Raw genomic sequence first — 25,737 nt, 5'->3', positions numbered from 1 at the left:
GCCAATGGTCGCCGTTTTGCTTTAAGATAACCGCCATTTTGCGGGGCTTGGCGTGATAACCGGTGTAACTGACCGAACCCAATCCCTGTGGGAGCGAGCTTGCTCGCGAAGGCTTTGTAACATTCAACCCCTATGTTGCCTGCTACACCGCTTTCGCGAGCAAGCTCGCTCCCACATTGGCCCTAGACCAATTTCAAGCTCCCGGAGTTTTCCATGACGGCCCACGCCGACCTTTCGCCGACCCTCCAACTCGCCATCGACCTGATCCGCCGTCCGTCCGTGACGCCGGTCGACGCCGATTGCCAGAAGCAGATGATGCAGCGCCTGGGCGATGCCGGTTTCAGCCTCGAGCCGATGCGCATCGAAGATGTGGATAACTTCTGGGCGACCCACGGCAACAATGACGGCCCGGTGCTGTGCTTCGCCGGTCACACTGACGTGGTCCCGACCGGTCCGGTGACTGCGTGGCAGATCGACCCGTTCAACGCCCTGATCGATGAGCACGGCATGCTCTGCGGCCGTGGCGCGGCGGACATGAAAGGCAGCCTGGCGTCGATGACCGTCGCCGCCGAGCGCTTCGTTGCCGACTACCCGAACCACAAGGGCAAGGTCGCGTTCCTGATCACCAGCGACGAAGAAGGCCCGGCGCACCACGGCACCAAGGCTGTGGTCGAGCGTCTCGCTGCGCGTAACGAGCGTCTGGACTGGTGCATCGTCGGCGAACCGTCGAGCACCACACTGGTCGGCGACGTAGTGAAGAACGGCCGTCGCGGTTCGCTGGGTGCCAAGCTCACGGTCAAAGGCATCCAGGGTCACGTGGCCTATCCGCATCTGGCGAAAAACCCGATCCACCTCGCCGCTCCGGCACTGGCCGAACTGGCCGCCGAGCATTGGGATCACGGCAACGATTTCTTTCCGCCGACCAGTTTCCAGATTTCCAACGTCAACTCCGGCACCGGCGCGACCAACGTGATTCCCGGCGATCTGGTGGCGGTGTTCAACTTCCGTTTCTCCACCGAATCGACCGTCGAAGGCCTGCAGAAACGCGTGGCCGATATTCTCGACAAGCACGATCTGGACTGGCACATCGATTGGGCGCTTTCCGGTCTGCCGTTCCTCACCGAACCGGGCGCGCTGCTCGACGCGGTGTCGGCGAGCATCAAGGACATCACCGGTCGCGAGACCAAAGCGTCGACCAGCGGCGGTACGTCCGATGGCCGTTTCATTGCGACCATGGGCACGCAGGTTGTTGAACTGGGCCCGGTCAACGCGACCATCCACCAGGTCAACGAGCGCGTGTTGGCGGCGGATCTCGACGTACTGACCGAGATCTACTACCAGACCCTGATCAAGTTGCTCGCCTGATGCTTGCTTGCCCGATTTGCAGTGAACCGCTCAACGCGGTGGATAACGGCGTAGTCTGCCCCGCCGGCCATCGCTTCGACCGTGCGCGCCAGGGTTACCTGAACCTGCTGCCGGTGCAGCACAAAAACAGCCGCGACCCTGGCGACAACCAGGCCATGGTCGAAGCGCGTCGCGACTTCCTCAACGCCGGCCATTACGCGCCGGTAGCCAAGCGTCTGGCCGAACTGGCGGCGAGTTATGCGCCGGAGCGCTGGGTCGACATCGGTTGTGGCGAAGGTTATTACACCGCGCAAATCGCCGAAGCGTTGCCCGATGCTGATGGCTATGCGCTGGATATTTCCCGCGAGGCGGTCAAACGCGCCTGCAAACGCAACCCGGCGATTAGCTGGTTGATCGCCAGCATGGCCCGCGTGCCATTGGCGTCGGGCAGTTGCCAGTTTCTCGCCAGCGTCTTCAGTCCTCTGGACTGGGAAGAAGCCAAGCGTCTGCTCAGTGTTGGCGGCGGCCTGATGAAAGTCGGCCCGACCAGCGGCCACCTGATGGAGCTGCGCGAGCGCCTGTACGACGAAGTGCGCGAGTACACCGACGACAAGCATCTGGCCCTGGTGCCGGAGGGCATGGCGCTGGCGCACAGTGAAACCCTGGAATTCAAGCTGACGCTGGACAAGCCCGAGGATCGCGCCAACCTGTTGGCGATGACACCCCACGGCTGGCGCGCCAGTGCCGAGCGTCGCGCGGCAGTGATCGAACAGGCTGAGCCGTTCGAGACCACCGTGTCGATGCGCTACGATTATTTCGTTCTTCAATAACTTTTGGTTCCGGGCCAGTGCCCGGGGCCGGCTAAATCCGCGAATGGATTTTTCAGACCCGCAGTGAGGACATCCATGCGCCAACCGGACATCGAGATTTACCTGAAAGACGCCGACGTCGACCACAAGGCGATTTCCGCCTGGCTGGGCGAAGCGTTGGGCCCGTGCAGCGACTGGGTGCAGAAAGGCCAGACCTACAAGTGCAAGGCCGGCAACGTGCCGGTGACCTGGCTGCCGAAAGCCGTGGGCAAGTGGAACAGCCTGTACCTGGAAAGCGACCAGACGCCATGGGACGACGACATCGCCTGCGCCCGCGCAGCCTTTGCTGCGCTGCAGGTGGAAGTGCGTTGCGCGCCGGGGACGTGGGTTGAAGAGGAAGGTGAGGAGACAGCGGATCGCTGGATGCGTATCAGCGCAGACGGTGAAGAAGAAATCACCTGGAAAACCGCCTGAACCATCTGAACCGCCCGCAGATTCTGCCAGAATCAGAATACGGGCGGTTCAAGTGTCTATCAGTTCCAGTTGCCTACTGACTGATCAGCCTTGTTGAATTCAAACCTTGCTGACTCGGCAGGCGTTTGGGGTAACGTCAGTTTGATGATGGGTATCGCTTTGCTGGCGTGTTTGTAAAAGTCCTGCTGGTAGAACCGGGCATCCGCCAAACCATTATTTGTATAAAAGAATGCCTTAATTGGAATGGTCGTATGGATGTTCTGTGGCCATGTCGCCAGACGGATTTCATTCCACGAGTTGAACGACTCGGCCCCCATTAACTTCATGGCCAGTATTCCCTGATAAAACGCATCGGCTGCAAGCGTTCCCTGACTGGCTCGCACATTGAACCCACACTGACGCTGGTATTTCCACCCCGTAGGCCCCTGATTGTAATGGCTAAGCCAAACTGCCGCAGTGGTTATTCCCTGCTGTTCGCATGAGCGACTGACCGTTGGATAATTACTGGATACACCACATCCCTGTGCGTCCCTTATATCACTGCCTCCGTCTATGGGAAAAATGCATAGAAGCTGAACTTCCAAGCTCCCCGCCGGGCGTTGCTGAGGTGGAAAAAAGACAAAACCACTGGTATTTGGATAATTGGCAGGAAACCCTTTGAAGTGCGCATCTTTACGCAAGTAGAAAAACGAAACGCCGCCGTTCTGCTGCGAAAGCGGACTCGGGTTCCAGGCGCGATAACCCGTATTGGTCTTTGTCGCCCGCAATATGACACCCGAGCACAACGCCGCAGGTAGTGAAGCAGTGCCGCAATTTTGTCGCGTATCGGCGTACTGTGCATTGAGATCATTGGCAACGCGTTGCCCATCCCCTCCCGACACCGTACCGATTACCCGCACGGGCAGCGGTGACGACGTAATCAGACTGCCCGCTCCGCCGACCTTGTAGGTGTATGTCAGATTGACCGTATGCCCCTTGTTTTCGGTGAGCCAGGCTTTGGGCAACTTGAAGGTCAGCGTACCTGCGGTGAACACGGTCTGGATCGGTGTATCACGCAACGCCACACCGGTCAGGCGAATACCGACAGTATCCTTTGGCGCCAGGCTCGGATAATAGACCTGTACGTTGGCTTCGGTGCCGAGCGTGTCGACGTTCAACTCGCCCGTCGGGGCTTCGACTACCTTGAACACACTCTGGCCCTGAGCGCTGACCACGCGGATGCTCAGTGGCGATGAGGTCATCGGATTTCCGACACCGCCGCGCTTGTAGGTGTATGTCAGGTTGACAGTACGCCCCTTGTTTTCAGTGATCCAAGCCTTGGGCAACTTGAAGGTCAGCAGCCCTGCGCTGAACACGGTCTGGATCGGTGTAGGACGCGACGCCACACCGGTCAGGCGCACACCGGCGGTGTCGTTCGCTGCCTGGCTCAGATAACTGAGCTGTACATTGGCTTCGGTGCCGAGCGTGTCGACGTTCAACTCGCCCGTCGGGGCTTCGACTACCTTGAACACACTCTGGCCCTGAGCGCTGACTGTCATCGCCGGAAAGCGGGGTTGCGCAACCTCCGATGGAGTGGGTTGCACCGAGCATCCAACAACACCCACTATCAGAAAAATCGAAACACTTTTCCACATGACCGCTTTCCTCTCGAACGGACTATGCCCTGAAAGCGCTGATTTACAGGGATCTTGTTCCGCGAAAGTAAGCGTGAGAAAAAAAGCCGTCTACTGTCATAACTGACAGGGTGATTATCCATACAGCGTGAAGCTCAAGACTTTCTTGCCCCAAAAGAATCACAGCCTGCGACAGCGCCTACAGGGTGATGTGTACACCTGTAAGCGCTGACGCAGGCTGCGATCTTTTGATCTTCAGGGTTACAGGCCTACAACATCCTCAGCCTGCAAACCCTTTTCGCCAGTAATCACCGCGTACTCGACCTGCTGACCTTCAGCCAGCGACCGGTGCCCTTCGCCGCGAATCGCGCGGTAGTGCACGAACACGTCCACCCCGTCTTCGCGCTGGATAAAGCCGTAGCCCTTGGCGTCGTTGAACCACTTCACGTTGCCGGTTTCACGTGTTGCCATCTGTTCATACTCCTTTCTTATTATTGAACAGGCTTTTCGCAGGAAAGCCTTCGCGGAACGTCAGCCTGCGCGCGACGTCCATTAAAGGGCCCCGGCGACAGAGCGCCGAGTATATGACAGGCGCAAAAAGTCTCAACAGGAGATTACTTCGCCGCTTTTTTGCCGATTTTCGCCTAATACGGCAAACTGTCCGTCCCGAGCGCCTGCTCGGTTTTATTCACTCACGCAGAAGCCGTATGACCCGTTCCCCGTTCCGCCGTCTTGTGTTTGGCACCCTGCGCCGACTGTTGTATCTCTGGGTTCGCTCGGAGACGATCAATCAGTCGTCGTTCACCCTCAACCTCGACCGCAGTCGTCCGGTGTTCTACGTCCTGCAAAACCCTTCGCTGACCGATCTGGCCGTGCTCGACACCGAGTGCACCAAGGCCGGTTTGCCGCGTCCGGTGCTGCCGGTGTCGGTGGGGTCGCTGATTGAACCGGCGGCGTTTTTCTACCTGACGCCGGATCCCGACTGGCTCGGTCGCCAGGACAAACGCGGCGCGCCGCCGACGCTGACCCGACTGGTCAGCGCCCTCACCCAGAACGCTGCTGAAGATGCGCAGATCATTCCGGTCAGTGTGTTCTGGGGCCAATCGCCGGACAGCGAAAACAGTCCGTGGAAACTGCTGTTTGCCGACAGTTGGGCCGTCACCGGGCGTCTGCGTCGGCTGCTGAGCATCATCGTCCTCGGCCGTAAAACCCGCGTGCAGTTTTCCGCGCCGATCCATTTGCGCGAGCTGATCGAGCACAACAAAGGCCACGAACGCACCGTGCGCATGGCTCAGCGGATCCTGCGCGTACACTTCCGCAATCTGAAAGCCGCGGTGATCGGCCCGGACATTTCCCACCGCCGCAATCTGGTCAAAGGCCTGCTCAATCAGCCATTGGTCAAGCAAGCGATCCTCGACGAAGCCGAGCGCGAAAACATCTCCCCGGAGAAAGCCAAAGCCCAAGCCCTGCGCTATGGCAACGAGATTGCCTCGGACTACACCTACACCGCGATCCGCTTCCTTGAAGTGGTGCTGAGCTGGTTCTGGAACAAGATCTACGACGGCATCAAGGTCAACCACATCGAAGGCGTGCAAAAGGTCGCCCAGGGTCACGAAGTGATCTATGTGCCGTGCCACCGCAGCCACATCGACTATTTGCTGCTGTCGTATCTGCTGTTCCGCAACGGCCTGACCCCGCCGCACATCGCCGCCGGGATCAACCTCAACATGCCGGTGATCGGCAGCCTGTTGCGTCGCGGCGGTGCGTTCTTCATGCGCCGCACGTTCAAGGGCAATCCGCTGTACACCTCGGTGTTCAACGAATACCTGCACACGCTGTTCACCAAAGGTTTTCCGGTCGAGTACTTCGTCGAGGGCGGCCGCTCGCGCACCGGGCGCATGCTGCAACCGAAAACCGGCATGCTCGCGATCACGATGCGCAGCTTCCTGCGTTCGTCGCGCATGCCGATCGTGTTTGTGCCGGTGTACATCGGTTACGAGCGCGTGCTGGAAGGTCGTACCTACCTTGGCGAACTGCGCGGTGCGAGCAAGAAGAAAGAGTCGATTTTCGATATTTTCAAAGTCATCGGCGCGCTCAAGCAGCGTTTCGGTCAGGTCGCTGTCAACTTCGGTGAGCCGATCAAACTGGCGGAATTCCTCGACGCCGAGCAACCGGACTGGCGCCAGCAGGAACTCGGCCCGCAGTACAAACCGGCATGGCTTAACGAGACCACCAATCGCCTCGGCGAAAAAGTCGCACAGCATCTGAACGAAGCGGCGGCGATCAACCCGGTCAACCTGGTGGCACTGGCGCTGCTGTCGACCACGCGCCTGGCGCTGGACGATCGGGCGATGGCTCGCGTGCTGGATCTGTATCTGGCGCTGCTGCGCAAGGTCCCGTACTCGCCGCACACCACGCTGCCTGAAGGCGATGGCCGCGCGCTGATCGAGCATGTGAAGGAAATGGATCTGCTTGCCGAGCAGAACGATGCGCTGGGCAAGATTCTCTATCTGGACGAGCAGAATGCCGTCCTGATGACCTACTACCGCAACAACGTGTTGCACATCTTCGCCCTGCCGGCGTTGCTGGCGAGCTTCTTCCAGAGCACTTCGCGGATGAGCCGCGAACAGATCCTGCGCTACACCCGCGCACTGTATCCGTACCTGCAATCGGAGCTGTTCATTCGCTGGTCGCTGGACGAGCTCGACGGTGTGGTTGATCAGTGGCTGGAGGCGTTTGTCGAGCAAGGTTTGCTGCGTTTCGAGAAGGATGTGTACCTGCGTCCGGCGCCAAGTTCGCGGCATTTCGTCCTGCTGACGCTACTGTCGAAGAGCATCGCTCAGACCTTGCAGCGCTTCTACATGACCGTGTCCTTGCTGCTCAACAGCGGCCAGAACAGCATCAGCGCCGAAGAGCTGGAAGATCTCTGCACCGTGATGGCCCAGCGCCTGTCGATCCTTCACGGTCTGAATGCGCCGGAGTTCTTCGACAAGAGCCTGTTCCGCCACTTCATCCAGACCCTGCTCGACCTCGACGTGCTGCGTCGCGACGACGCCGGCAAGCTCAGCTATCACGAATTGCTCGGCGAATTGGCCGAAGGTGCGGCGAAGCGGGTGTTGCCAGCCGATATTCGTTTGTCGATCCGTCAGGTGGCGTTGCATCGTAGTGAAGATGCGGCGGAGTTGGTCGAGCCGGTTTAATGAAGTTACGGCAGAAGCAAGGATGCTTCTGCCACGCAACGATGCCTATTCGACACGAAGCATCGGATCGTTCCTACATAGATATTTCGGCATCGACTCTATGGTGAACCGGCGTCAATATCGACGCGTGTTTGATAAGGAAATCAACATGACCAGCACTACTGTAAAAACACTAAAAGGCTCAGTGTTTTATTCTGTAAGACTTGCCCCTCCAATTGGCTTCACCTTGCATGCCAGCCTGCACGATGTGGACAATCCGAATACCGAGATTGCCAGTTGCACGTCGTCCAGCATGAAGTTCGAATTGACGTACGATGCGGCAGATGTCGTTGCCAACCATAACTACGCAATCACTGCTTGCATCGAGCATCAAGGTTATAAACATTATTTAAATGCCCGCCCCTTTCGGGTGGACCTGAACCATATTCATCGCCGACCGCTGCGAATCATGCTCCAGAGCCAACCCACCACTGCAGGTTGACCAACCTGGTCAGACTGAACATCTTTTGAAAACTAACCGAAGACCAGAGGTGTTCTCCGGTTAGTTTCGTTGTGAATTAATAGGCTCTTCTCCAGATCACGATAAGGACTATCGAGATGAGCCTGAATAACGACACATCAATCATCAACATCGACTTCAAACTTCCACCCGACTTCAACGCTCCTACCGGCGGTGAAAATGAAACGGTTGTCAGCGTCAAAGTTGTCAACGCCAAATCCCCGATCAATCTCAAAGACTGGCGCCATTCCTCGCTGTTCGATGTCGGCTGGACGTTTTCCTTCCCACACCGCTATAACGAAATGACAGTGAAGTACCAGATCAATATCCAGATGTTCCATGACCAGCAACCACTACTGGTCGAGCAGGATTACTTCGTGATTGTCCACACCGCTCCTCATCGGCAGACATTGCATCTGAGTCCGATCGGTTTTTTGTATGTCGAAGTTCAGGAGCCCCGCGCCATTGCTGTGCAGGAGGCGGTCACGGTCAGCCTGCATGATGTCGATAACCCACGGTGCGAACTGGCGAGCGCGACCCACGACGAACGCACGGCCACTTCGTTTTACTTGAAGTACGATCCCGCCCGAGTCATACCCGGCAAGCGCTACACCTTGAGCAGCATTGAAAACCGCTATCACCAGTCTATTGCGGTAACTCCCTGGCAAGTGGATCTGGCCCCGGTTTCGCCGAAAATGTCTGCACGGGTTCGCCAGACAATCTCGCGGTGGTTGCAAGCGCCCTTACGTTTGTTCACTGACGCTGAGGGCAAAATCCGCTAGATTTCCCTTCGGCGCCGGGATTCTTCCGGCGTAAAAGTCTCAGAGGTCCCGATGAAAAAACTCACCCTGCTCGCCGCCGCCACGCTGTTGAGCGCCTGCCAATCGACCACTCCTGCCGGCAAGGCCAGCCTCGACGGCGAAGTGTTCTACCTGCAGCGCATCGCCCTGCCACCGAGCGCGACCCTGAGCGTGAGTCTGCAGGATGTCTCCCTGGCCGATGCCCCGGCGACGGTGCTGGATGAGCAGAAAGGTCCGGTCAACGGTCAGGTGCCACTGCCCTTCCATTTGAACTACGATCCGGCGCAGGTCAAGCCGGGCCACCGTTACTCGGTGAGCGCGCGCATCGAAGTCAACGGTGAGCTGATGTTCATCACCACCGAAAACCATGCCGTGCAACTCGACGGCAACGATCCGCAGCCGCTGAAAATCCGCGTCGATGCCATTCGTTGATTCATTTTCTGTAACCATTTTCCGCAACAAGGAAGCCACCATGCTCCGCCCTACCCTTCGCTTCGCCGGCCTGTGCGCGGGCCTGATGATCTGCGCCAACGCTATGGCGCTCTCGCTGAGCGACCTGTCGCAGAAAGACGCCACCGGCGGCCTCAAGGATGCCCTGACCCAAGGCGCGCAAATCGCCGTCAAACAACTCGGTACCCCGGGCGGCTTCAGCAACAACCCGGACGTCAAAATCGAGTTGCCGGGCAAACTCGGCAAAGCCGCCAGCAAGATGAAAGCCTTCGGCATGGGCGCCCAGGTCGAAGAACTGGAAACCGCGATGAACAAGGCCGCCGAAGGCGCCGTGACCCAGGCTCAGCCGATACTCGTCGACGCCGTGAAGAAGATGAGCGTGGCAGACGCCAAAGGCATCCTCAGCGGCGGCAAAGACTCGGCCACGCAATACCTCGATAAATCCAGCCGCGAACAGATCCGCGCCAAGTTCCTGCCGATCGTCAAACAGGCGACCGACAAAGTGGGCGTGGCGCAGAAGTACAACTCGTTCGCCGGCCAGGCCGCTGCGTTTGGCGTGGTGGATGCGAAGAGCGCGAATGTCGAGAACTACGTGACCGAACAGGCGCTGAATGGCTTGTTCGAAATGATCGGCAAACAGGAAGAAACCATCCGCCAGAACCCGGCAGCTGCGGCGACGAGTCTGGCGAAGAAGGTGTTTGGGACGTTGTAACGTCCCGCTTAGGAGCGGCAGAATGCTGCGATCTTTTGATCTCGAGTATTTACATCAAAGACAAGATCAAAAGATCGCAGCCTTCGGCAGCTCCTACAGATTAAGTATTGTCAGGCCGCATTGGTCGCGCCGCTGTAAATCACGCTCTTTCGGTAAACATCGGTGAACCGGCTCAATGCCCGCTGAATGACCGAACACTGAAACTCGATGAAGTAGGTCAGATCCAACTCATCCGCTTCGGTATATAAATAAGAACGCCCATATTTCACCGGCGCATTGCGCAGCAGCAAACTGATCGCAATGTATCGAAACGCCGCGAACTCGCTCTTGAACATGAACCAATAAAACAATGCCCTCGCGACTCGCCCGTTACCGTCACGAAATGGATGTTCGTACCCCAAGGCAAAGTGCAGCGTGATCGCCTTGATCAGAGGATGCAGATAACCCCGCTCCTGCGGTAATCCCTCGGGCAGGTTGATCCAGTCCGACAGCCTCTTCAGCCGCGAAACCAACCCTTCTGCCGGTGGTGGCCGGTGCACCGTATTGCCGGCTCAGTCCTGAACCACCACTTCATCATTCGTGCGGAAAACGCCCGGAGCATAATCCTCGTCAGCAATCCCCTCCACCCCCACCCGATGCATCGGTGCGATCAAATCCACGCTCATGGGCTCATTGCGTTTTTCCCAAGCGAAATTCATCATTCTGTAGTTACCCATTACCATGCGCTCGTCCGGCGTACGTGGCTGACGCCGGTGCCTGAGCATGTCCTTGGCCACACGCGTGGTGGTCGCAGCGCCCTCCAATTGGCTACTGGCGATGGCCTCATCCTCGATCAAGTCATTCAGCAGATAACTGCAATGCGCGCGCTCGCCGAGCTGACGAGTCATGTAATCCAAGGCTGCGGAAGTAGTCTGCCGATCCACGACCGAAAGCGTAATCTGCGCCAACGGCGTCAGTACATATTTACCCCACTGCACCGGCTCCCCCAAGGGGAGCAAATTGACATACTGCGCAACGCGCGCCTTCTTGACCAACGCCCAACACAAATTCACATCGAGCCCGGACGCCCAGCGATAACGCAGCGCCTCAAAAGGCAGATAACGCCCCTGATCGTCGAGCGGCTTGAGCAACGCCAGATAATCCGCCAGACGCTGCTTGTGAGGCGGGCGCCCCAACAGGTCAAACACAGGGTCATTTCTGCCTTTTGATACTGGCGGATTTTTCATCAGGGACGGACTCAAAAGCTCGTGGAGACAGAGGCTGGAGTACAACACCCGAGGCACGTTGGCTCAAGATCGGAGGTTTCTGAAAAAGTTGTAGGAAGCATGCGAAGGATATTCTGGCAAATTGGCATCGCCCATCAGGCCCCATCGCGAGCAGGCTCACTCCTACAATTGGATTCGGTGCATTCAGCTTCAGAATGGTCGACTGAAAGGACGCCATCGCCAGCAGGGCTGGCTCCCACAATTGGATTCGGTGCATTCAGGCAGAGCATGGTCGGCTGGCAGGCCGCCTTCGCCAGCAGGCTCACTCCCACAGAAAGCAAAAGCAGAATCAAAAGCTCGCAGCCTTCAGCTCCTCCACCAAACCCGCGGCGTAGCCGCACCACTCAACAATGAGCGCAAGCTCGAGTAAAGCTCTTGATCTTGCCATGCCGGCCCCATCGGCAGGCTGAGTGGAGGGGTTGATCCGGGGGTGGGAGCGCAGCGACCGTTTGGCGCAGCCAAACACATCGAGAGGAGGTGCAGCGAAGCAAACCGTAGGCGATGCCCCCGGATCAATCCCGGAACGAAGGAACCCCGAGCCCCAGCGAGCGGGCCGAACGCCGGGGCCCAGCCTTTTGCTTACTTTTCGGCGTCTGGAAAAGTGAGTCGCCGTAAGGGCGAAACCGCCAGCCGCAACACCCAAAGCAACGGATATTCACCCCCCCCCCAAGAAAATGGTCGGCCCGAAGGCCGCCACGTCACACAAAAGATCAAACCTCGCGCCGAACCCTGAACCAAGCCGCATACAACGCCGGCAAAAACAACAGCGTCAACGCCGTAGCCACAATCAACCCGCCCATGATCGCCACCGCCATCGGCCCGAAAAACACACTGCGCGACAACGGAATCATCGCCAGCACCGCCGCCAGCGCCGTCAACACAATCGGCCGAAAGCGCCGCACCGTCGCCTCGATAATCGCCTGCCAAGGCCTGAGACCCGAGGCAATATCCTGCTCGATCTGATCCACCAGAATCACTGAATTGCGCATGATCATCCCGGACAACGCAATCGTCCCCAGCATCGCGACAAACCCGAACGGCTGACGGAACACCATCAAAAACAGCACCACCCCGATCAACCCCAACGGCGCCGTCAGAAACACCATCGCCGTGCGCGAGAAACTGCGCAACTGCACCATCAGCAAGGTCAGCACCACGACGATAAACATGGGCACCCCGGCATTCACCGACTTCTGCCCACGCTCGGAATCCTCCACCGTGCCACCCACATCCAGCAGATAACCGTCCGGCAACTCAGCCCGAATCGGATCGAGCGTTGGCATGATCTGCTTCACCAGCGTCGCCGGTTGTTCCTTGCCATAAATATCGGCCCGCACGGTCACGTTTGGCAGCCGGTTGCGATGCCAGATAATGCCTTCCTCAAAGCCGTATTCCAGCGTGGCGACCTGCGACAACGCCACACTGCGACCGTTATCCGTCGGCACTGCCAGGCTCGGCAACAACGACAACTCAGTACGCTCATGCACCGTGCCGCGCAGCAGAATCTCGATCAACTCATTGTCTTCGCGATACTGGCTGACGCTCGAACCAGTCAACGAACTTTGCAGGAATTTCGCCAGATTCGCCGTGCTCACACCCAACGCCCGCGCGCGATCCTGATCGATGTTCAGGTACACGACTTTGCTCGGTTCCTCCCAATCCAGATGCACATTGACCACATGCGGATTCTCGCGAACCTTGGCCGCCACTTTACGCGCCAAAGCGCGGACTTCCTCAATGTGCTCGCCAGTGACGCGGAACTGCACCGGGTAGCCCACCGGCGGACCGTTTTCCAAACGCGTCACCCGCGAACGCATGGCTGGGAACTGCTCGTTGAGCGTGTCGATCAGCCAGGAGCGCAGCGCTTCACGCTCCTCGATGTTCTTCGCCAACACCACAAACTGGGCGAAGCTGGCCGCCGGTAATTGTTGATCCAGCGGCAGGTAAAAACGCGGCGAACCGGTGCCGACATAGGCGACGTAATTGTCGATGCCCGCATTATCTTTGAGCATCGCCTCCAGCCGTTTCACCTCTCCGGTGGTGTTGGCCAGCGACGCACCTTCGGCGAGTTTCAGATCGACCATCAGCTCCAGGCGATTGGAGGCCGGGAAAAACTGCTGCGGGACGAAACGGAACAACATCACCGAGGCGATAAACAGCCCCACCGTCAGCACGATCACCGTCTTGCGATGCGTCACGCACCACTCGACCAGACGCCGTACCCGCTGATAGAACGGCGTGCCGTAAGGGTCCGGCTGACCATCGCCCGTGCCATGTTTGGCCGCATGAATTTTCGCCAGATCCGGCAGGAGTTTTTCCCCCAGATACGGCACAAACACCACCGCCGCCACCCAGGACGCAAGCAACGCGATGGTCACCACCTGGAAGATCGAGCGGGTGTATTCACCCGTGCCGGATTGCGCGGTGGCAATCGGCAGAAACCCGGCGGCAGTGATCAACGTACCGGTGAGCATCGGGAACGCGGTGCTGGTCCAGGCATAACTCGCCGCACGAATGCGATCGAAACCCTGTTCCATTTTGATCGCCATCATTTCCACAGCGATGATCGCGTCGTCCACCAGCAGACCCAACGCCAGCACCAATGCGCCAAGGGAAATCTTGTGCAGGCCGATGTTCAGGTAATACATGCAGGCGAAGGTCATCGCCAGCACCAGCGGAATGGTCAGCGCCACCACCATGCCGGTGCGCACGCCGAGGGAGAAGAAGCTCACCAGCAAGACAATCGCCAGCGCTTCGACCAACACTTGAACGAACTCGCCGACCCCGGTTTTCACCGCCGCCGGTTGATCGGACACCTTGCGCAATTGCAGGCCGGCCGGGAGGTTTTTCTGGATGCGCGAGAACTCGCCTTCCAGCGCTTTGCCGAGCACCAGAATGTCGCCGCCATCCTTCATGGCCACCGCGAGACCAATCGCGTCTTCGCCCATGAAGCGCATGCGCGGCGCCGGTGGATCGTTGAAACCGCGACGCACATCAGCGACATCGGAGATGCGGAACGTACGATCGCCGACGCGGATCGGGAAGTTTTTTATCTCATCGACTGTCTGAAAATTCCCCGACACCCGTAGCTGCAATCGCTCGCTGCCGGTTTCAAAAAATCCTGCGGTCGACACCGCGTTCTGTTCTTGCAGCGCCTGCTGCACCGCCGCTAGCGGCAAACCGAGTGTCGCCAGTTTGACGTTGGACAACTCGACCCAGATCTTCTCGTCCTGCAAACCGAGTAGGTCGACCTTGCCAACGTCCTTGACCCGTTGCAGCTGAATCTGGATGCGATCGGCGTAATCCTTGAGCACCGCGTAGTCGAAACCTTCGCCGGTCAACGCATATATATTGCCGAACGTGGTGCCGAATTCATCGTTGAAAAACGGCCCCTGAATATCCGGCGGCAGAGTTTGGCGAATGTCGCTGACCTTTTTGCGCACCTGATACCAGAGGTCGGGGATTTCCTTGGAATGCATCGAGTCGCGGGCAATGAACGTCACCTGCGATTCGCCGGGGCGCGAGAACGAGACAATGCGTTCGTACTCGCCGGTTTCCATCAGTTTCTTTTCGATACGTTCAGTGACCTGGCGCGAGACTTCCTGCGCCGTCGCCCCCGGCCAACGGGTTTGAATCACCATTGCCTTGAAAGTGAACGGCGGGTCTTCACTCTGGCCGAGTTTGGTGTAGGACAAAGCGCCGACGATGGCCAGCAAAAGCATCAGGAACAGTACGATCTGGCGATTACGCAGCGCCCATTCGGAAAGGTTGAAGCGCATCGGGGCTTACTCCTTGTCCGCCAGATTGACCACACGGTTGGAGCGATCCACCGGGCGCACCTGCTGCCCTTCGAGCAACACATGCACGCCGGCAGCCACCACCCAGTCACTGGCGTTCAAGCCTTCGAGCACCGGCACGGTTTTTTCGCCGAAAGGCCCGACGCGCACCGGGGTTTTCTTCAAGGTGTTGTTGCCGTTGACGACCCAGACATAGGTCGCGCCGTTTTCCGCAGTGAGTGCCGAGAGCGGCACCGACAACGACACGCTGTCGGCCGATTGCACAAACACCCGGGCGCTCTGGCCCAGTTCGGCGGGGACTTTGCCGCCGGTGAAGGAAATCCGTGCGGCGAAGGTGCGCGAGCGCGGATCGGCGGCGGGCGACAGTTCGCGGATCTGCCCGGCGAAGCGCTGATTCTGTTGCGTCCATAGTTCGACTGTCACTGGCTGACCGACTTTGAAGCGACCAAAGCTTTGTTCCGGCAGGCTGATCAGCACTTCGCGTTCGCCGTCGGTGGCGAGGGTAAACACGGTTTGCCCGGCGGCCACCACTTGCCCGACTTCCACCGAACGCTTGGCCACCACGCCATCCTGCGGCGCACGCAACACCGCGTAACTGGCCTGATTGGTCGAAACGTTGAATTCAGCTTTGATTTGTTTAACGCGCGCTTCACCGGAACGGTAAAGGTTTTCGGCATTGTCGTAGGCCGAGCGGCTGACCATCTGCCGATCCATCAGCGTTTTGTAGCGATCGCGCTCGGCGCGCACCATGTTCAAATTGGCTTCGGCGGCGGCGACTTGTGCGCGGGTGGCTTCCAGTTGCAGCCGTACATCTTGCGGATCGAGTTCGGCAAGCGCTTGATCGGCCTTCACGCGCTGGCCCTCATCGACCAGTCGTCGGCTGACTTTGCCGCCGATACGAAACGCCAAATCGGGTTCGTAACGGGCGCGCACCTCGCCCGGATAACTTTCCATCGCCTGGGCCGAAGGCTCTGGCTGCACCACCATGGCCGGTCGCACGGTGACTTGCGTCGCCTCTTCCTGACCGCATGCGGACAATATCAACGCCAGACTCGCTGGCAACGCAAAGGACAACGCATGGCGGAACATGGTGACGGACCTTTCGCAAATGGTGCTTGGAATAATTATACTGGCGGGTATGTTATTAATAGCAAACTCACCAGTCCAGTATTAAAAGCGAAGAATGTCGAACACTCCTTCAGCTCCAAACGGCCCGGGCCGCCCCAAGGATCTGGCCAAGCGCCAGGCGATCCTCGACGCGGCGAAAATTCTGTTTTTGCAACATGGCTATGCCAACACCAGCATGGACGCGGTCGCCAGCGAGGCCGGCGTGTCGAAGCTGACGGTCTATAGCCATTTCAACGACAAGGAAACGCTGTTTTCCTCGGCCGTGGTGGCCAAATGCGAGGAGCAATTACCGCCGTTGTTCTTCGAATTGCCCGAAGGCATTGCCGTGGAAAATGTGTTGCTGAACATTGCCCGAGGTTTTCATCACCTGATCAATAGCGATGAATCGGTGAATCTGCACCGTTTGATCATGGCGCTGGGGGTGCAGGATCCGAAGCTGTCGCTGATCTTCTTCGAGGCCGGTCCGCAGCGCATGGTGCAGGGCATGGAGCGGCTGCTGACGCGCATCCACGAGACCGGCGCGCTGAGCATCGATCTGCCGCGCAATGCGGCCGAGCATTTCTTTTGCCTGATCAAGGGCGCGGGGAATTTTCGGCTGTTGTATGGCTGTGGGGAGCCGTTGACTGAAGAGGCAGCGGAAAGCCATGTGCAGGAAGTTGTGGCGTTGTTTATGCGCGCCTATCGGCCCTGATTCTGTGGTGTCTGGGCGGACGCTTTCGCGAGCAGGCTCGCTCCCACAATGGAATGCATTTCAATGTGGGAGCGAGCTTGCTCGCGAATGGCAGCGACCCGGTCTCAAGCCTTGAGCGCTTTCTTCGGGTAGATGTCATACCGGCTCGATTTACCATCCAGCGCATGACTCGGCTTCGGCCCTTCGATGCACGGTGCCTTGCGCGGTCGCTTGACCACCACCCGGTGCGTCGCCAATGCCAGCGCAGCCTGCAACAGTGCCGGCGCATCCGGATCATCTCCCACCAACGGCCGGAACAGGCGCATTTCCTTCTTCACCAGCGCAGTCTTCTCGCGATGGGGAAACATCGGGTCGAGGTAAATCACCTGCGGCGGCTCCCCCTCCCAATTCTGCATGACCTCGATGGAATTGCCCTTGAGCAACTTCATCCGCGCCACGATCGGCGCGACATCGAAATCTTCCGCACCACGCGCCAGACCATCCTCCAGCAGTGCACCAATCAGCGGCTGACGCTCGATCAGGCTCATCTCGCAACCGAGGCTCGCCAGCACGAATGCATCCTTACCCAGCCCCGCCGTCGCATCCAGGACCCGCGGGCGCACGCCTTGGGCGATGCCGACAGCCTTGGCGATCATCTGCCCGCTGCCGCCGCCGTACAAACGACGGTGCGCCGCGCCACCTTCAACGAAGTCGACCCGCACCGGCCCCGGTGCGTCCGCGCCGAGCTGTTGCAGCTGCAAACCCTGCTCACCGACCTGCACGGCGAACTCGGCGTCCGCCACTTCACGCGGCAGACCGAGACGCTCGGCCCACTGCTGCGCTTGCGCTTCAAACGTCGCGCCGAGGGCTTCGACATGGATGCGGCAGGCCGCGGGTTGCTCAATCATGGAAAACACGCTCAAAAATTCAAGGAGCGGCAAAAACCGCCGATAACTCATTCAACGCGCATTTTGCCAGAGCTGAGCGTCAACCGAAAAAAATGTCAGGCATTCTTCCCACATCGATTGGCTACATTTCGCCCCATGGCGACTTCAGCCGTCAAAACACTCAAGCACTGAGCGGCGTCAGTCACCTGTGGCAGGATTTCTTTGCCCAAGCGATGGCCGAACAGACGAGTGAAGTGGTACCGGCCTGTGGCACGTTTCCACCGGTTGACCTGAACAGCCCTGAAGAGCCGACCGTTGGCAGCGAATTGCACGCGCACATCGTCAGCCAGCGCGAATGCGATGTGGTCGAGACTCAAGTGCGTCCGCCAGAGCCGCTGTTTCTGCCGATCGCCGAATTCGAAATGGAGCTGCTGGACAAGCCGTTCCCACCGTTCCCGGCAGACGAATTGAAAGCTCAGCAGGCCCAGCAGGATTTCGACAGCAGTTGGGTCCGTCCGGTGGTGATCAACAATGGCCAGCCAACGCCAGAGCCTGGCCCGGCTCCGCAGAAAAAACCGCTGTACCTGCCGATTGCCGAATTCGACCTCGACCTGATGCAGAAGCCATTCCCGCCATTCCCGCCGGAAGAAATCGTCGAGCAGCAGAAAGCGCTGGACTTCGATAACGGTTGGGCGCGCCCTATCGTTCTGCAGAACCTGCGTCTCGCCGCTTAAGCCTCAGCGACACACGCTCCAGCGCCCGACATCGACATGAAAGTGATTGCGATGAGCGGCGTTGTAATCCGGACTCAACACCACACTGAATGCCTCACAGGCGCCGTTGCGCACCTGACGCAGAAATTGCGCGTCCTGATTTTGCTTGGGCCAGTCCTTGAGCACAGTGATGCTGCGCCCGTCGGCCAGACGAAAACCGGCGATGTCCAGCGCATCGGCACTGGCATGCCGGCTGAGCGCCCCACTCTCGCGGTTGTAGACGTTGCGGCAGGCGAAGCTGCCGAGGTGATCGACACGTGCGATTTTCTGCCCGTAAACCGACTGAGCGGCGGGTTGCAGGGTGTGCTGTTCAAACATTGCGTAGGCCACGGCCAACGGACAACTGGCGAGGAAACTGCTGCTCAGCGCCACCTCGCCGCCCTGCACCCGCAAGGCGCCGATCAGCGGGCACTTGGCGCCCGGGCTGTCGGATTGCCGCGTGACGCGCAACTCAGAGCTGCTTAACGCTTGCGCACAGAGTTCAGGGTCACTGCGCAAGCGCATCATCTTGTAGCCGGTCAGCCAGTTGGGTGCGGCTTTGACGTCCAGCGGCGCCCACGGATTCCACTGCGGCGGCACGTCCAGCCAACCGCGCCAGACACTGACCGCAGCGCCGCCAATCATCAGCAGCACCAACCAGAATATCCATCGCCCCATGTTCAGCCTTTGAAAAACTGGTTGGCCGTGGCGTAAGGCATCGATTGCGAAGTGAAGCCGAACGTGCCGGATTGCTGAATCTCTTCGGCAGCGCGGAAGAACTCACCGAACGCCGCCAACGCCAATGCCGAACCGGTGCTGATCCGGCGCACACCCATGTCCTGCAATTGCTGCACGGTGAGTTTCAGACCGCCGGACATCAACACATTCACCGGTTTCGGCGCCACCGCACGCACCACCGCCAGCACCTCTTCGGCATTGCGCAAACCCGGTGCGTAGAGCACATCGGCGCCAGCGTCGGCGAAGGCTTTTAATCGGCGAATGGTGTCATTGAGGTCAGGATTGCCGTGCAGATAGTTCTCCGCACGCGCGGTGAGAATGAAAGGAAATGGCAGCGTACGCACGGCAGCGACAGCGGCTTCGATGCGCGCCACGGCGTGTTCGAAACCATAGATGGGCACATCCGGACGTCCCGTCGCGTCTTCGATCGAACCGCCCACCGCGCCCGCTTCGGCGGCACGCAACAGGCTTTTCGCGGACTCGGCCGGGTCATCTGAGAAACCGTTTTCCAGATCCACCGCCACCGGCAGATCCGTCGCGGCGACAATCGTGCGGACATTGTCCAAGGTCTCATCCAGACTCAACGCGCCATCGGCCTTGCCCTGGGAAAACGCATAACCGGCGCTGGTCGTGGCCAAGGCCTGATAGCCGAGACTGGCGAGCATCTTCGCCGACCCCGCATCCCACGGATTGGGAATGACGAAGATCCCCGGTTGTTCATGCAGGGCTTTGAAGGCGTGGGCTTTACGGGTCTGTTGTTGAAGGGCTTGCGCGTCCATCGGCTGGCTCCCGGGCAGGAAATAAATCCGCCTCAGAGCAGGCCAAGTTGCTCGGCGGCGGGTTCTCTGTATAGCTCAGGCAGCGATGGCAGGCCAGGCAAACGTTGCATCAATTGTGCGTGAAAACGTTGCGCCAGTTTCGCCGCCAACAGGTTGTCGGCGGTGTGCAGGAAGATGTACGGCGTGCGCCCCTCTTCGATCCACTCGGCGATTTTCGCCACCCACGGCACCAGGAACGAGTCGTTGGCCTCAAGCTCGGGATGGCCGATGAAGCGCACCTGCGGGAATTGCGTGAACGCCGCCGGGCGCGTCGGCACTCTTGGTTTTTTCGATTGCGCGTGGATCACCGAGGACTCGGTCGACAGGCAACTGAACAGCGCGCGCGGATCAAGGCAAATGCGCTCGACGCCACGGTCCAGCAACAGACGATTGAGCAAACGTTCGCTCTCGCCTTTGGCGAAGAACTGTTCGTGCCGCACTTCCACCGCCAGCGGGCAGTCCAGTGCATCGATGAACCCCGCCAGTTCCGGCAGCCGCTGCGGCGTGAAGCTTTTCGACAGTTGCAGCCACAGCGGCGAGACACGCTGACCGAGGGGCTTGAGTAATTGCAGGAAAGTTTCGGCAGCGGTCAGCTGCTCGCGCAGGTCACCGCTGTGGCTGATGTCGCCGGGGAATTTGGCGGTGAAACGAAAGTGCTCGGGCATGATCTCGGCCCAACGCTGCACGGTGGCGGGCGACGGGCTGGCATAGAAGGTCGTGTTGCCTTCGACGGCGTTGAACACTTGGGAGTAGAGACTGAGGAAGTCAGAAGTTTTTGCGTCTACCGGGTACAAATACTCGCGCCAGGCGTTTTCGCTCCAGGACGGGCAACCGAGGTAGTAAGGCAGATCCATCAGATGTACAGATCGAGGCCCAGCACGTCTGCATCCCAATCGACAAATCCGGCGGTGCTCAGGTAGCTGGCGAGGGCCATCGCTACACTTTTGCTCATCGTGCGGTGGTAGATCATGTCTTGTTGGCGGGCGGGCAGATTGCTCAGGCGTTGCGCGGAGGCTTTGGCAGCACGGGCGGCCAGTTGCTCTTCAGTCGGAAACTCCAGCTCGCCGTCGATATCGTCGACGGATTCATCCACCGTCACAGGGCCTTTGCGAGGCTTGCGCTTGATGGGGTAGGACTGAGAGGAGAGGCCGTCTATACGCATAATTTCATGCTCGGTATCGATGATGGCAATTTAGCGGCACTTGACCGACTTAGCAAACCGCCGAGTGATAACTAGAACACATAAAGCGCAAAAGGTTTAAAGCGAAGGGTTAGAAACTGACGATTGGCAGACATCTGGCAGCGCACTGCCCACTGTGGGAGCGAGCTTGCTCGCGAAGAGTTCAGCACATTCAACATTGATATAGGCTGATACGACGCCTTCGCGAGCAAGCTCGCTCCCACAGGGAATGTGTTGAATCAACGAGCCTTGGGGGTGGCGACTTTATCGCGCAGATACACCGGTTGCGCGTCGTCAGCCGGGATCGACTCGCCGCGTTCCCAGGCAAAACGAGCCAACGTCAGCAGGTCTTCGGCGTGGGGCAACATACCGGCGTCCGAGCCGCTGAAGTTGACGCCGATCCGCTCGCCATAGCCCCAACCGGTGCCAGCACCGAACCACTCGCCACTGGCATCAGCCGGCAGCGCCGCGACTTCCGGCGGCAACACCGCTTCGGCACCGACCAGACGCATCTCCCCCGCCGTCTCGCGATAGCAGCCCCAATACACTTCATCCATCCGCGCATCGATGGCCGCCGCAACCTGGCTCACGCCATGTTCGCGATAGGCACGCTGGGCCAGCACGGCGAGGTTGGACACCGGCAACACCGGGCGATCCAGCGCAAACGCCAAACCCTGCACGACACCAATGGCGATCCGCACACCGGTGAACGCACCCGGCCCGCGACCGAAGGCAATCGCATCGACCGCTTGCAGCGTGGTGCCGGCATCGGCCAGCAGTTGCTGGATCATCGGCAGCAGCTTCTGCGCATGCAGGCGCGGGATCACCTCGTAATGGCTCGTGACCTTGCCGTCATGCAGCAAGGCAACGGAGCAAGCTTCAGTCGCGGTGTCCAGGGCCAGCAAGGTGCTCATCGATGTTTCCAAAACAGGGGTGGGAAAAAAGTGCGTCAGTATAAACAACTACGGCCCGCAAGCGGGCCGTGGATGATGCAGCCGATCAGACTTTTCAGCTCAGCGCGGCCAGCACCTTGGCGGTGATCGCATCGACCGAACCGACGCCAGGAATGTGGCTGTACTTCGGCTTGCCAGCGTTTTTGGCGGACAGGTTCTGATAGAACTCCACCAGCGGCTTGGTCTGCGAGTGGTAGACCGACAGGCGATGACGCACGGTTTCTTCGGTGTCGTCCTTGCGCTGTACCAGCTCTTCGCCGGTGATGTCGTCTTTGCCCGAGATCTTCGGCGGGTTGTAAACGATGTGGTAAACGCGGCCGCTGGCTTCGTGAACACGACGACCGGCAATGCGTTGAACGATTTCTTCGTCTTCAACAGCGATTTCAACCACTGCATCCAGCTCGACGCCAGCAGTGACCAGGGCTTCAGCCTGCGGAATGGTGCGCGGGAAGCCGTCGAACAGGAAACCGTTGGCGCAGTCTGGCTGAGCGATACGGTCCTGAACCAGTGCGATGATCAGGTCATCCGACACCAGGCCGCCGGCATCCATGATGCTCTTGGCTTGAACGCCCAGCGGAGTACCGGCCTTGACCGCTGCACGCAGCATGTCGCCAGTGGAAATTTGTGGAATGCCGAATTTTTCGGTGATGAACTTTGCCTGAGTACCTTTACCGGCCCCGGGAGCTCCCAGCAGAATGACGCGCATTAGATGTGCTCCTCAATTTTTTTATAAAAAGCTTTTACAAAACAAAGGATTCGCCTCTTGGGACGAATCCTGAAAATACGGGTCGTGGCCGCAGAAACGGCCAAAGGCTGATCAAGATACACAGCAGGCTGCGCCCACACAAGACGCCAAAAGTCGGAGAAACCGCAGCCTCTCGCGACCTTGTGACGTGGTAACCCAAGTCGCAACCCCATCATTAACTGTCGCCTGCCGGCACATTCGCTCGTCAGGCAACGCGGCAACCGGCGCTTAATGCCGGTGCCGCACATCACGAGCAAAACCTTAGCCGGTATTTCGCAAACCGGCGGCGATCCCCGCCACAGACACCAGCAACGCCTGTTCCACCGGGCTGCCCTGCTCGACATTCTGCTGCCGTGAACGGGCCAATAACTCGGCCTGCAATAGATGTAGCGGGTCGAGGTAAGTGTTGCGCAACCGGATGAATTCGAGGGTGTCCGGGCTATGTGCCAACAGCTGCGACTGGCCGGTCAGGCCGAGCACAACCGCGCACGCCTGCGACAATAGGTCGCGTAACTGCGCGCCCAACGGCAGCAGATCTGCCTCGACCAGACGCTCGTCGTAGGACAGCGCAATATCCGCGTCAGCCTTGGCCAGAACCATTTCGAGCATGTCGATGCGCGTACGGAAGAAAGGCCACTGCTCGCGCATCTGCCCGAGCAACTCACCTTCGCCTCGCTCCAGCGCTTTGCTCAGCGCCGATTCCCAACCGAGCCACGCCGGCAGCATCAGCCGCGTTTGCGTCCAGCCGAAGATCCACGGGATCGCCCGCAGACTTTCGATGCCGCCGGCGCGGCGTTTCGCCGGACGGCTGCCAAGCGGCAAACGGCCCAATTCCTGCTCCGGTGTGGACTGACGGAAGTACTCGACGAATTGCGGATTTTCACGCACCACCTGACGGTAAGCACTGACACCGTCAGCCGCCAATTCGTCCATCAGATGGCGCCATTCCGGCGTCGGTGGCGGCGGTGGCAGCAAGGTCGCTTCAAGCACTGCCGCCAGATACAGATTGAGATTTTGCTCGGCGATGTCCGGCAGACCGAATTTGAATCGAATCATTTCCCCCTGCTCGGTGGTACGGAAACGCCCCGCCACCGAACCCGGTGGCTGCGACAGAATCGCCGCGTGCGCCGGGCCACCGCCACGGCCCACGGTGCCGCCGCGACCGTGGAACAGCAGCAATTCAACTTGCTGCTCACGGCAGATTTCCACCAGGCGTTCCTGCGCGCGATATTGCGCCCAGGCTGCCGCAGTGGTCCCGGCGTCTTTGGCCGAGTCGGAATAACCAATCATCACTTCCTGCGGGCCTTGCAGCCGCGCGCGATAACCCGGCAGCAGCAACAGCCGCTCCATCACCGGCCCGGCATTGTCGAGGTCGGCGAGGGTCTCGAACAGCGGCACCACGCGCATCGGTCGCAGCACGCCGGACTCTTTGAGCAGCAGTTGCACGGCGAGCACATCGGACGCGGCGCCGGCCATGGAGATCACATACGAGCCGAGCGAAGCGCCCGGTGCGGCAGCGATTTCCTTGCACGTGTTGAGCACCTCCGCAGTGTCGGCGGACGGTTTGAAATGCGCCGGCAGCAGTGGCCGACGATTAGTCAGCTCTTGCGTGAGGAAACGGATGCGCTGTTCTTCATCCCAATCTTCGTAGCGCCCGAGACCGAGGTAGTCGGTGATTTCGGTCATCGCCGAACTGTGCCGCGACGAGTCCTGGCGCACATCCAGACGCACGAGGAACAGGCCGAACGTCACCGCCCGACGCAGGCAATCGAGCAACGGGCCGTCGGCGATCACGCCCATGCCGCATTCGTGCAGCGAGTTGAAACACAGTTCCAGCGGATCGAGCAGATCGCGATTGTTGCTCAGCACATCGGCTGGCGCAGGCGTTGGCGCGGTCAGTGCGGCGTGTGCCCAATTGCGCGTGGCACGCAGGCGTTCGCGCAGTTGCTTGAGGACTGCGCGATACGGTTCGGCGCTGTCGCCCGCCTTGGCTTTCAACGCATCGCTGGCCTGCTGCATCGACAGCTCGGCCGCGAGATGATCGACATCGCGCAGGTACAAATCAGCGGCCATCCAGCGCGCCAGCAGCAACACTTCGCGGGTCACAGCGGCGGTGACGTTGGGGTTGCCGTCACGGTCGCCGCCCATCCACGAAGCGAAGCGAATCGGCGCCGCTTCGAGCGGCAGCCGCAGGCCGGTCGCTTCAAACAAGGCCTTGTCAGCCTTGCGCATATGGTTGGGAATCGCCTGCCACAGCGAATGTTCGATCACCGCGAAACCCCACTTGGCTTCGTCAACCGGCGTCGGTCGCGTGCGGCGGATTTCTTCGGTGTGCCAGGCTTCGGCGATCAGCCGTTGCAGGGTGTTTTGAATTTGCTCGCGTTCGGCGCTGGTCAGGTCGCGATGATCCTGCGCGGCGAGTTGCGCGGCGATCGCGTCGTACTTCTGGATCAGCGTGCGCCGCGCGACTTCGGTCGGGTGCGCGGTCAACACCAGTTCGATTTCCAGTCGCGCCAGTTGCCGGGCCAGCGACTCGGCGCTGTGGCCTTCGTTGCGCAAACGTGCGAGCAACTCGGGCAATACGCGGGATTCGAACGGCGCCGGCTGCGACTCTTCGCGCCGATGGATCAACTGATACTGCTCGGCGATGTTCGCCAGATTGAGAAACTGGTTGAACGCCCGCGCCACCGGGAGCAATTCGTCCTCGCTCAATTGATTGAGGCTGGCGCTCAGTTCAGCGTCCATCGAGCCTCGGCGGTCGGCCTTGGCGCCTTTGCGAATCTGCTCGATCTTGTCGAGGAACGCCTCGCCGTACTGGTCTCGAATGGTGTTGCCCAACAGCTCTCCGAGCAGGTGAACGTCTTCGCGCAAGCGTGCATCAATATCGGTCATCAGCAATTCCC

22 protein-coding genes and 1 pseudogene are annotated in these 25,737 nt (G+C 59.5%); 10 read left to right on the top strand and 13 right to left on the bottom strand.

The window, feature by feature from the left end; translation table 11 throughout:
• Window positions 1-213 precede the first annotated feature (213 nt).
• The 3 genes from dapE to ACQ4OE_RS07405 all read left to right on the top strand — a co-directional run bounded on the left by dapE (window position 214) and on the right by ACQ4OE_RS07405 (window position 2,627).
• Complete coding sequence (gene dapE, locus ACQ4OE_RS07415; RefSeq protein WP_095050390.1) at window positions 214-1,365, top strand: succinyl-diaminopimelate desuccinylase; 1,152 nt, start codon at window positions 214-216, stop codon at window positions 1,363-1,365.
• On the top strand, window positions 1,365-2,174 hold the full coding sequence (locus ACQ4OE_RS07410; protein WP_430946241.1) for a putative RNA methyltransferase: 810 nt from the start codon (window positions 1,365-1,367) through the stop codon (window positions 2,172-2,174). Before dapE ends, ACQ4OE_RS07410 begins: the two co-directional genes overlap by 1 nt.
• 75 nt (window positions 2,175-2,249) lie before the next feature.
• Window positions 2,250-2,627 carry a hypothetical protein gene (locus tag ACQ4OE_RS07405; RefSeq protein ID WP_122591323.1) on the top strand — a complete coding sequence of 126 codons (378 nt, stop codon included), beginning with the start codon at window positions 2,250-2,252 and terminating at the stop codon, window positions 2,625-2,627.
• Window positions 2,628-2,686: 59 nt separating this feature from the next.
• Here ACQ4OE_RS07405 and ACQ4OE_RS07400 read toward each other — a convergent pair whose 3' ends face one another.
• Window positions 2,687-4,261, bottom strand: a complete 1,575-nt coding sequence (locus ACQ4OE_RS07400) for a hypothetical protein (RefSeq protein ID WP_430946240.1) — start codon at window positions 4,259-4,261, stop codon at window positions 2,687-2,689.
• Between the two features lie 240 nt (window positions 4,262-4,501).
• Window positions 4,502-4,711: a cold-shock protein gene (locus tag ACQ4OE_RS07395; protein WP_053117589.1), complete on the bottom strand. Its 210-nt coding sequence runs from the start codon at window positions 4,709-4,711 to the stop codon at window positions 4,502-4,504.
• Window positions 4,712-4,947: 236 nt separating this feature from the next.
• Between ACQ4OE_RS07395 and plsB the strand changes: the two genes are divergently transcribed.
• From plsB to ACQ4OE_RS07370, 5 genes are all read left to right on the top strand, one after another.
• The gene (gene plsB / locus ACQ4OE_RS07390; protein WP_430946239.1) at window positions 4,948-7,440 is read left to right on the top strand and encodes a glycerol-3-phosphate 1-O-acyltransferase PlsB; all 2,493 of its coding nucleotides are present in this window, start codon (window positions 4,948-4,950) and stop codon (window positions 7,438-7,440) included.
• A gap of 148 nt (window positions 7,441-7,588) precedes the next feature.
• Window positions 7,589-7,921, top strand: coding sequence for a YbaY family lipoprotein (locus ACQ4OE_RS07385; RefSeq protein ID WP_430946238.1), 333 nt, complete (start codon window positions 7,589-7,591; stop codon window positions 7,919-7,921).
• A 116-nt stretch (window positions 7,922-8,037) separates the two neighbouring features.
• Complete coding sequence (locus ACQ4OE_RS07380) at window positions 8,038-8,721, top strand: hypothetical protein (protein ID WP_430946237.1); 684 nt, start codon at window positions 8,038-8,040, stop codon at window positions 8,719-8,721.
• A 51-nt stretch (window positions 8,722-8,772) separates the two neighbouring features.
• Window positions 8,773-9,171: a YbaY family lipoprotein gene (locus ACQ4OE_RS07375; protein ID WP_122591317.1), complete on the top strand. Its 399-nt coding sequence runs from the start codon at window positions 8,773-8,775 to the stop codon at window positions 9,169-9,171.
• Window positions 9,172-9,211: 40 nt separating this feature from the next.
• A complete protein-coding gene (locus ACQ4OE_RS07370; RefSeq protein ID WP_430946236.1) occupies window positions 9,212-9,901 on the top strand; it encodes a DUF4197 domain-containing protein in 690 nt (229 codons plus the stop codon).
• A 110-nt stretch (window positions 9,902-10,011) separates the two neighbouring features.
• Here the strand turns inward: ACQ4OE_RS07370 and ACQ4OE_RS07365 are convergent.
• From ACQ4OE_RS07365 to ACQ4OE_RS07355, 3 genes and pseudogenes are all read right to left on the bottom strand, one after another.
• Window positions 10,012-11,127, bottom strand: a pseudogene (locus tag ACQ4OE_RS07365) (Fic family protein).
• Window positions 11,128-11,876: 749 nt separating this feature from the next.
• Window positions 11,877-14,945 carry an efflux RND transporter permease subunit gene (locus tag ACQ4OE_RS07360; protein WP_430946235.1) on the bottom strand — a complete coding sequence of 1,023 codons (3,069 nt, stop codon included), beginning with the start codon at window positions 14,943-14,945 and terminating at the stop codon, window positions 11,877-11,879.
• 6 nt (window positions 14,946-14,951) lie between these two features.
• Complete coding sequence (locus ACQ4OE_RS07355) at window positions 14,952-16,052, bottom strand: efflux RND transporter periplasmic adaptor subunit (RefSeq protein WP_122591309.1); 1,101 nt, start codon at window positions 16,050-16,052, stop codon at window positions 14,952-14,954.
• A gap of 94 nt (window positions 16,053-16,146) precedes the next feature.
• Between ACQ4OE_RS07355 and ACQ4OE_RS07350 the strand changes: the two genes are divergently transcribed.
• Complete coding sequence (locus ACQ4OE_RS07350; RefSeq protein ID WP_430946234.1) at window positions 16,147-16,782, top strand: TetR/AcrR family transcriptional regulator; 636 nt, start codon at window positions 16,147-16,149, stop codon at window positions 16,780-16,782.
• A gap of 104 nt (window positions 16,783-16,886) precedes the next feature.
• Here the strand turns inward: ACQ4OE_RS07350 and ACQ4OE_RS07345 are convergent, their stop codons facing one another.
• Window positions 16,887-17,669, bottom strand: a complete 783-nt coding sequence (locus tag ACQ4OE_RS07345) for a class I SAM-dependent methyltransferase (RefSeq protein WP_430946233.1) — start codon at window positions 17,667-17,669, stop codon at window positions 16,887-16,889.
• Between the two features lie 92 nt (window positions 17,670-17,761).
• On the opposite strand from ACQ4OE_RS07345, the gene ACQ4OE_RS07340 reads away from it, so the two are divergent.
• Window positions 17,762-18,382, top strand: a complete 621-nt coding sequence (locus ACQ4OE_RS07340; protein WP_122591305.1) for an energy transducer TonB — start codon at window positions 17,762-17,764, stop codon at window positions 18,380-18,382.
• Between the two features lie 3 nt (window positions 18,383-18,385).
• Here ACQ4OE_RS07340 and ACQ4OE_RS07335 read toward each other — a convergent pair whose 3' ends face one another.
• From ACQ4OE_RS07335 to ppc, 7 genes are all read right to left on the bottom strand, one after another.
• Window positions 18,386-19,078, bottom strand: a complete 693-nt coding sequence (locus ACQ4OE_RS07335; protein WP_430946232.1) for an extensin family protein — start codon at window positions 19,076-19,078, stop codon at window positions 18,386-18,388.
• Window positions 19,079-19,080: 2 nt separating this feature from the next.
• Window positions 19,081-19,917: an isocitrate lyase/PEP mutase family protein gene (locus tag ACQ4OE_RS07330; protein WP_430946231.1), complete on the bottom strand. Its 837-nt coding sequence runs from the start codon at window positions 19,915-19,917 to the stop codon at window positions 19,081-19,083.
• A gap of 32 nt (window positions 19,918-19,949) precedes the next feature.
• Window positions 19,950-20,810 (bottom strand): DUF72 domain-containing protein, encoded by an 861-nt coding sequence (locus ACQ4OE_RS07325; protein WP_430946230.1) that lies wholly within the window; start codon window positions 20,808-20,810, stop codon window positions 19,950-19,952.
• On the bottom strand, window positions 20,810-21,118 hold the full coding sequence (locus tag ACQ4OE_RS07320) for a hypothetical protein (protein ID WP_122591297.1): 309 nt from the start codon (window positions 21,116-21,118) through the stop codon (window positions 20,810-20,812). The genes ACQ4OE_RS07325 and ACQ4OE_RS07320 overlap by 1 nt, the downstream gene beginning before the upstream one ends.
• A gap of 257 nt (window positions 21,119-21,375) precedes the next feature.
• The gene (gene tsaB, locus ACQ4OE_RS07315; RefSeq protein ID WP_430946229.1) at window positions 21,376-22,050 is read right to left on the bottom strand and encodes a tRNA (adenosine(37)-N6)-threonylcarbamoyltransferase complex dimerization subunit type 1 TsaB; all 675 of its coding nucleotides are present in this window, start codon (window positions 22,048-22,050) and stop codon (window positions 21,376-21,378) included.
• 94 nt (window positions 22,051-22,144) lie between these two features.
• Window positions 22,145-22,795, bottom strand: coding sequence for an adenylate kinase (gene adk, locus ACQ4OE_RS07310; RefSeq protein ID WP_122591293.1), 651 nt, complete (start codon window positions 22,793-22,795; stop codon window positions 22,145-22,147).
• Window positions 22,796-23,095: 300 nt separating this feature from the next.
• Window positions 23,096-25,726: a phosphoenolpyruvate carboxylase gene (ppc, locus tag ACQ4OE_RS07305; RefSeq protein WP_430946228.1), complete on the bottom strand. Its 2,631-nt coding sequence runs from the start codon at window positions 25,724-25,726 to the stop codon at window positions 23,096-23,098.
• Window positions 25,727-25,737: the final 11 nt, after the last annotated feature.

Source organism: Pseudomonas sp. WC2 (assembly GCF_050586545.1).
In the GTDB taxonomy this organism is placed as follows: Bacteria; Pseudomonadota; Gammaproteobacteria; order Pseudomonadales; family Pseudomonadaceae; genus Aquipseudomonas.
Note: the sequence above shows the minus strand (reverse complement) of the source record. Positions and strands in the feature narration are given on the sequence as shown.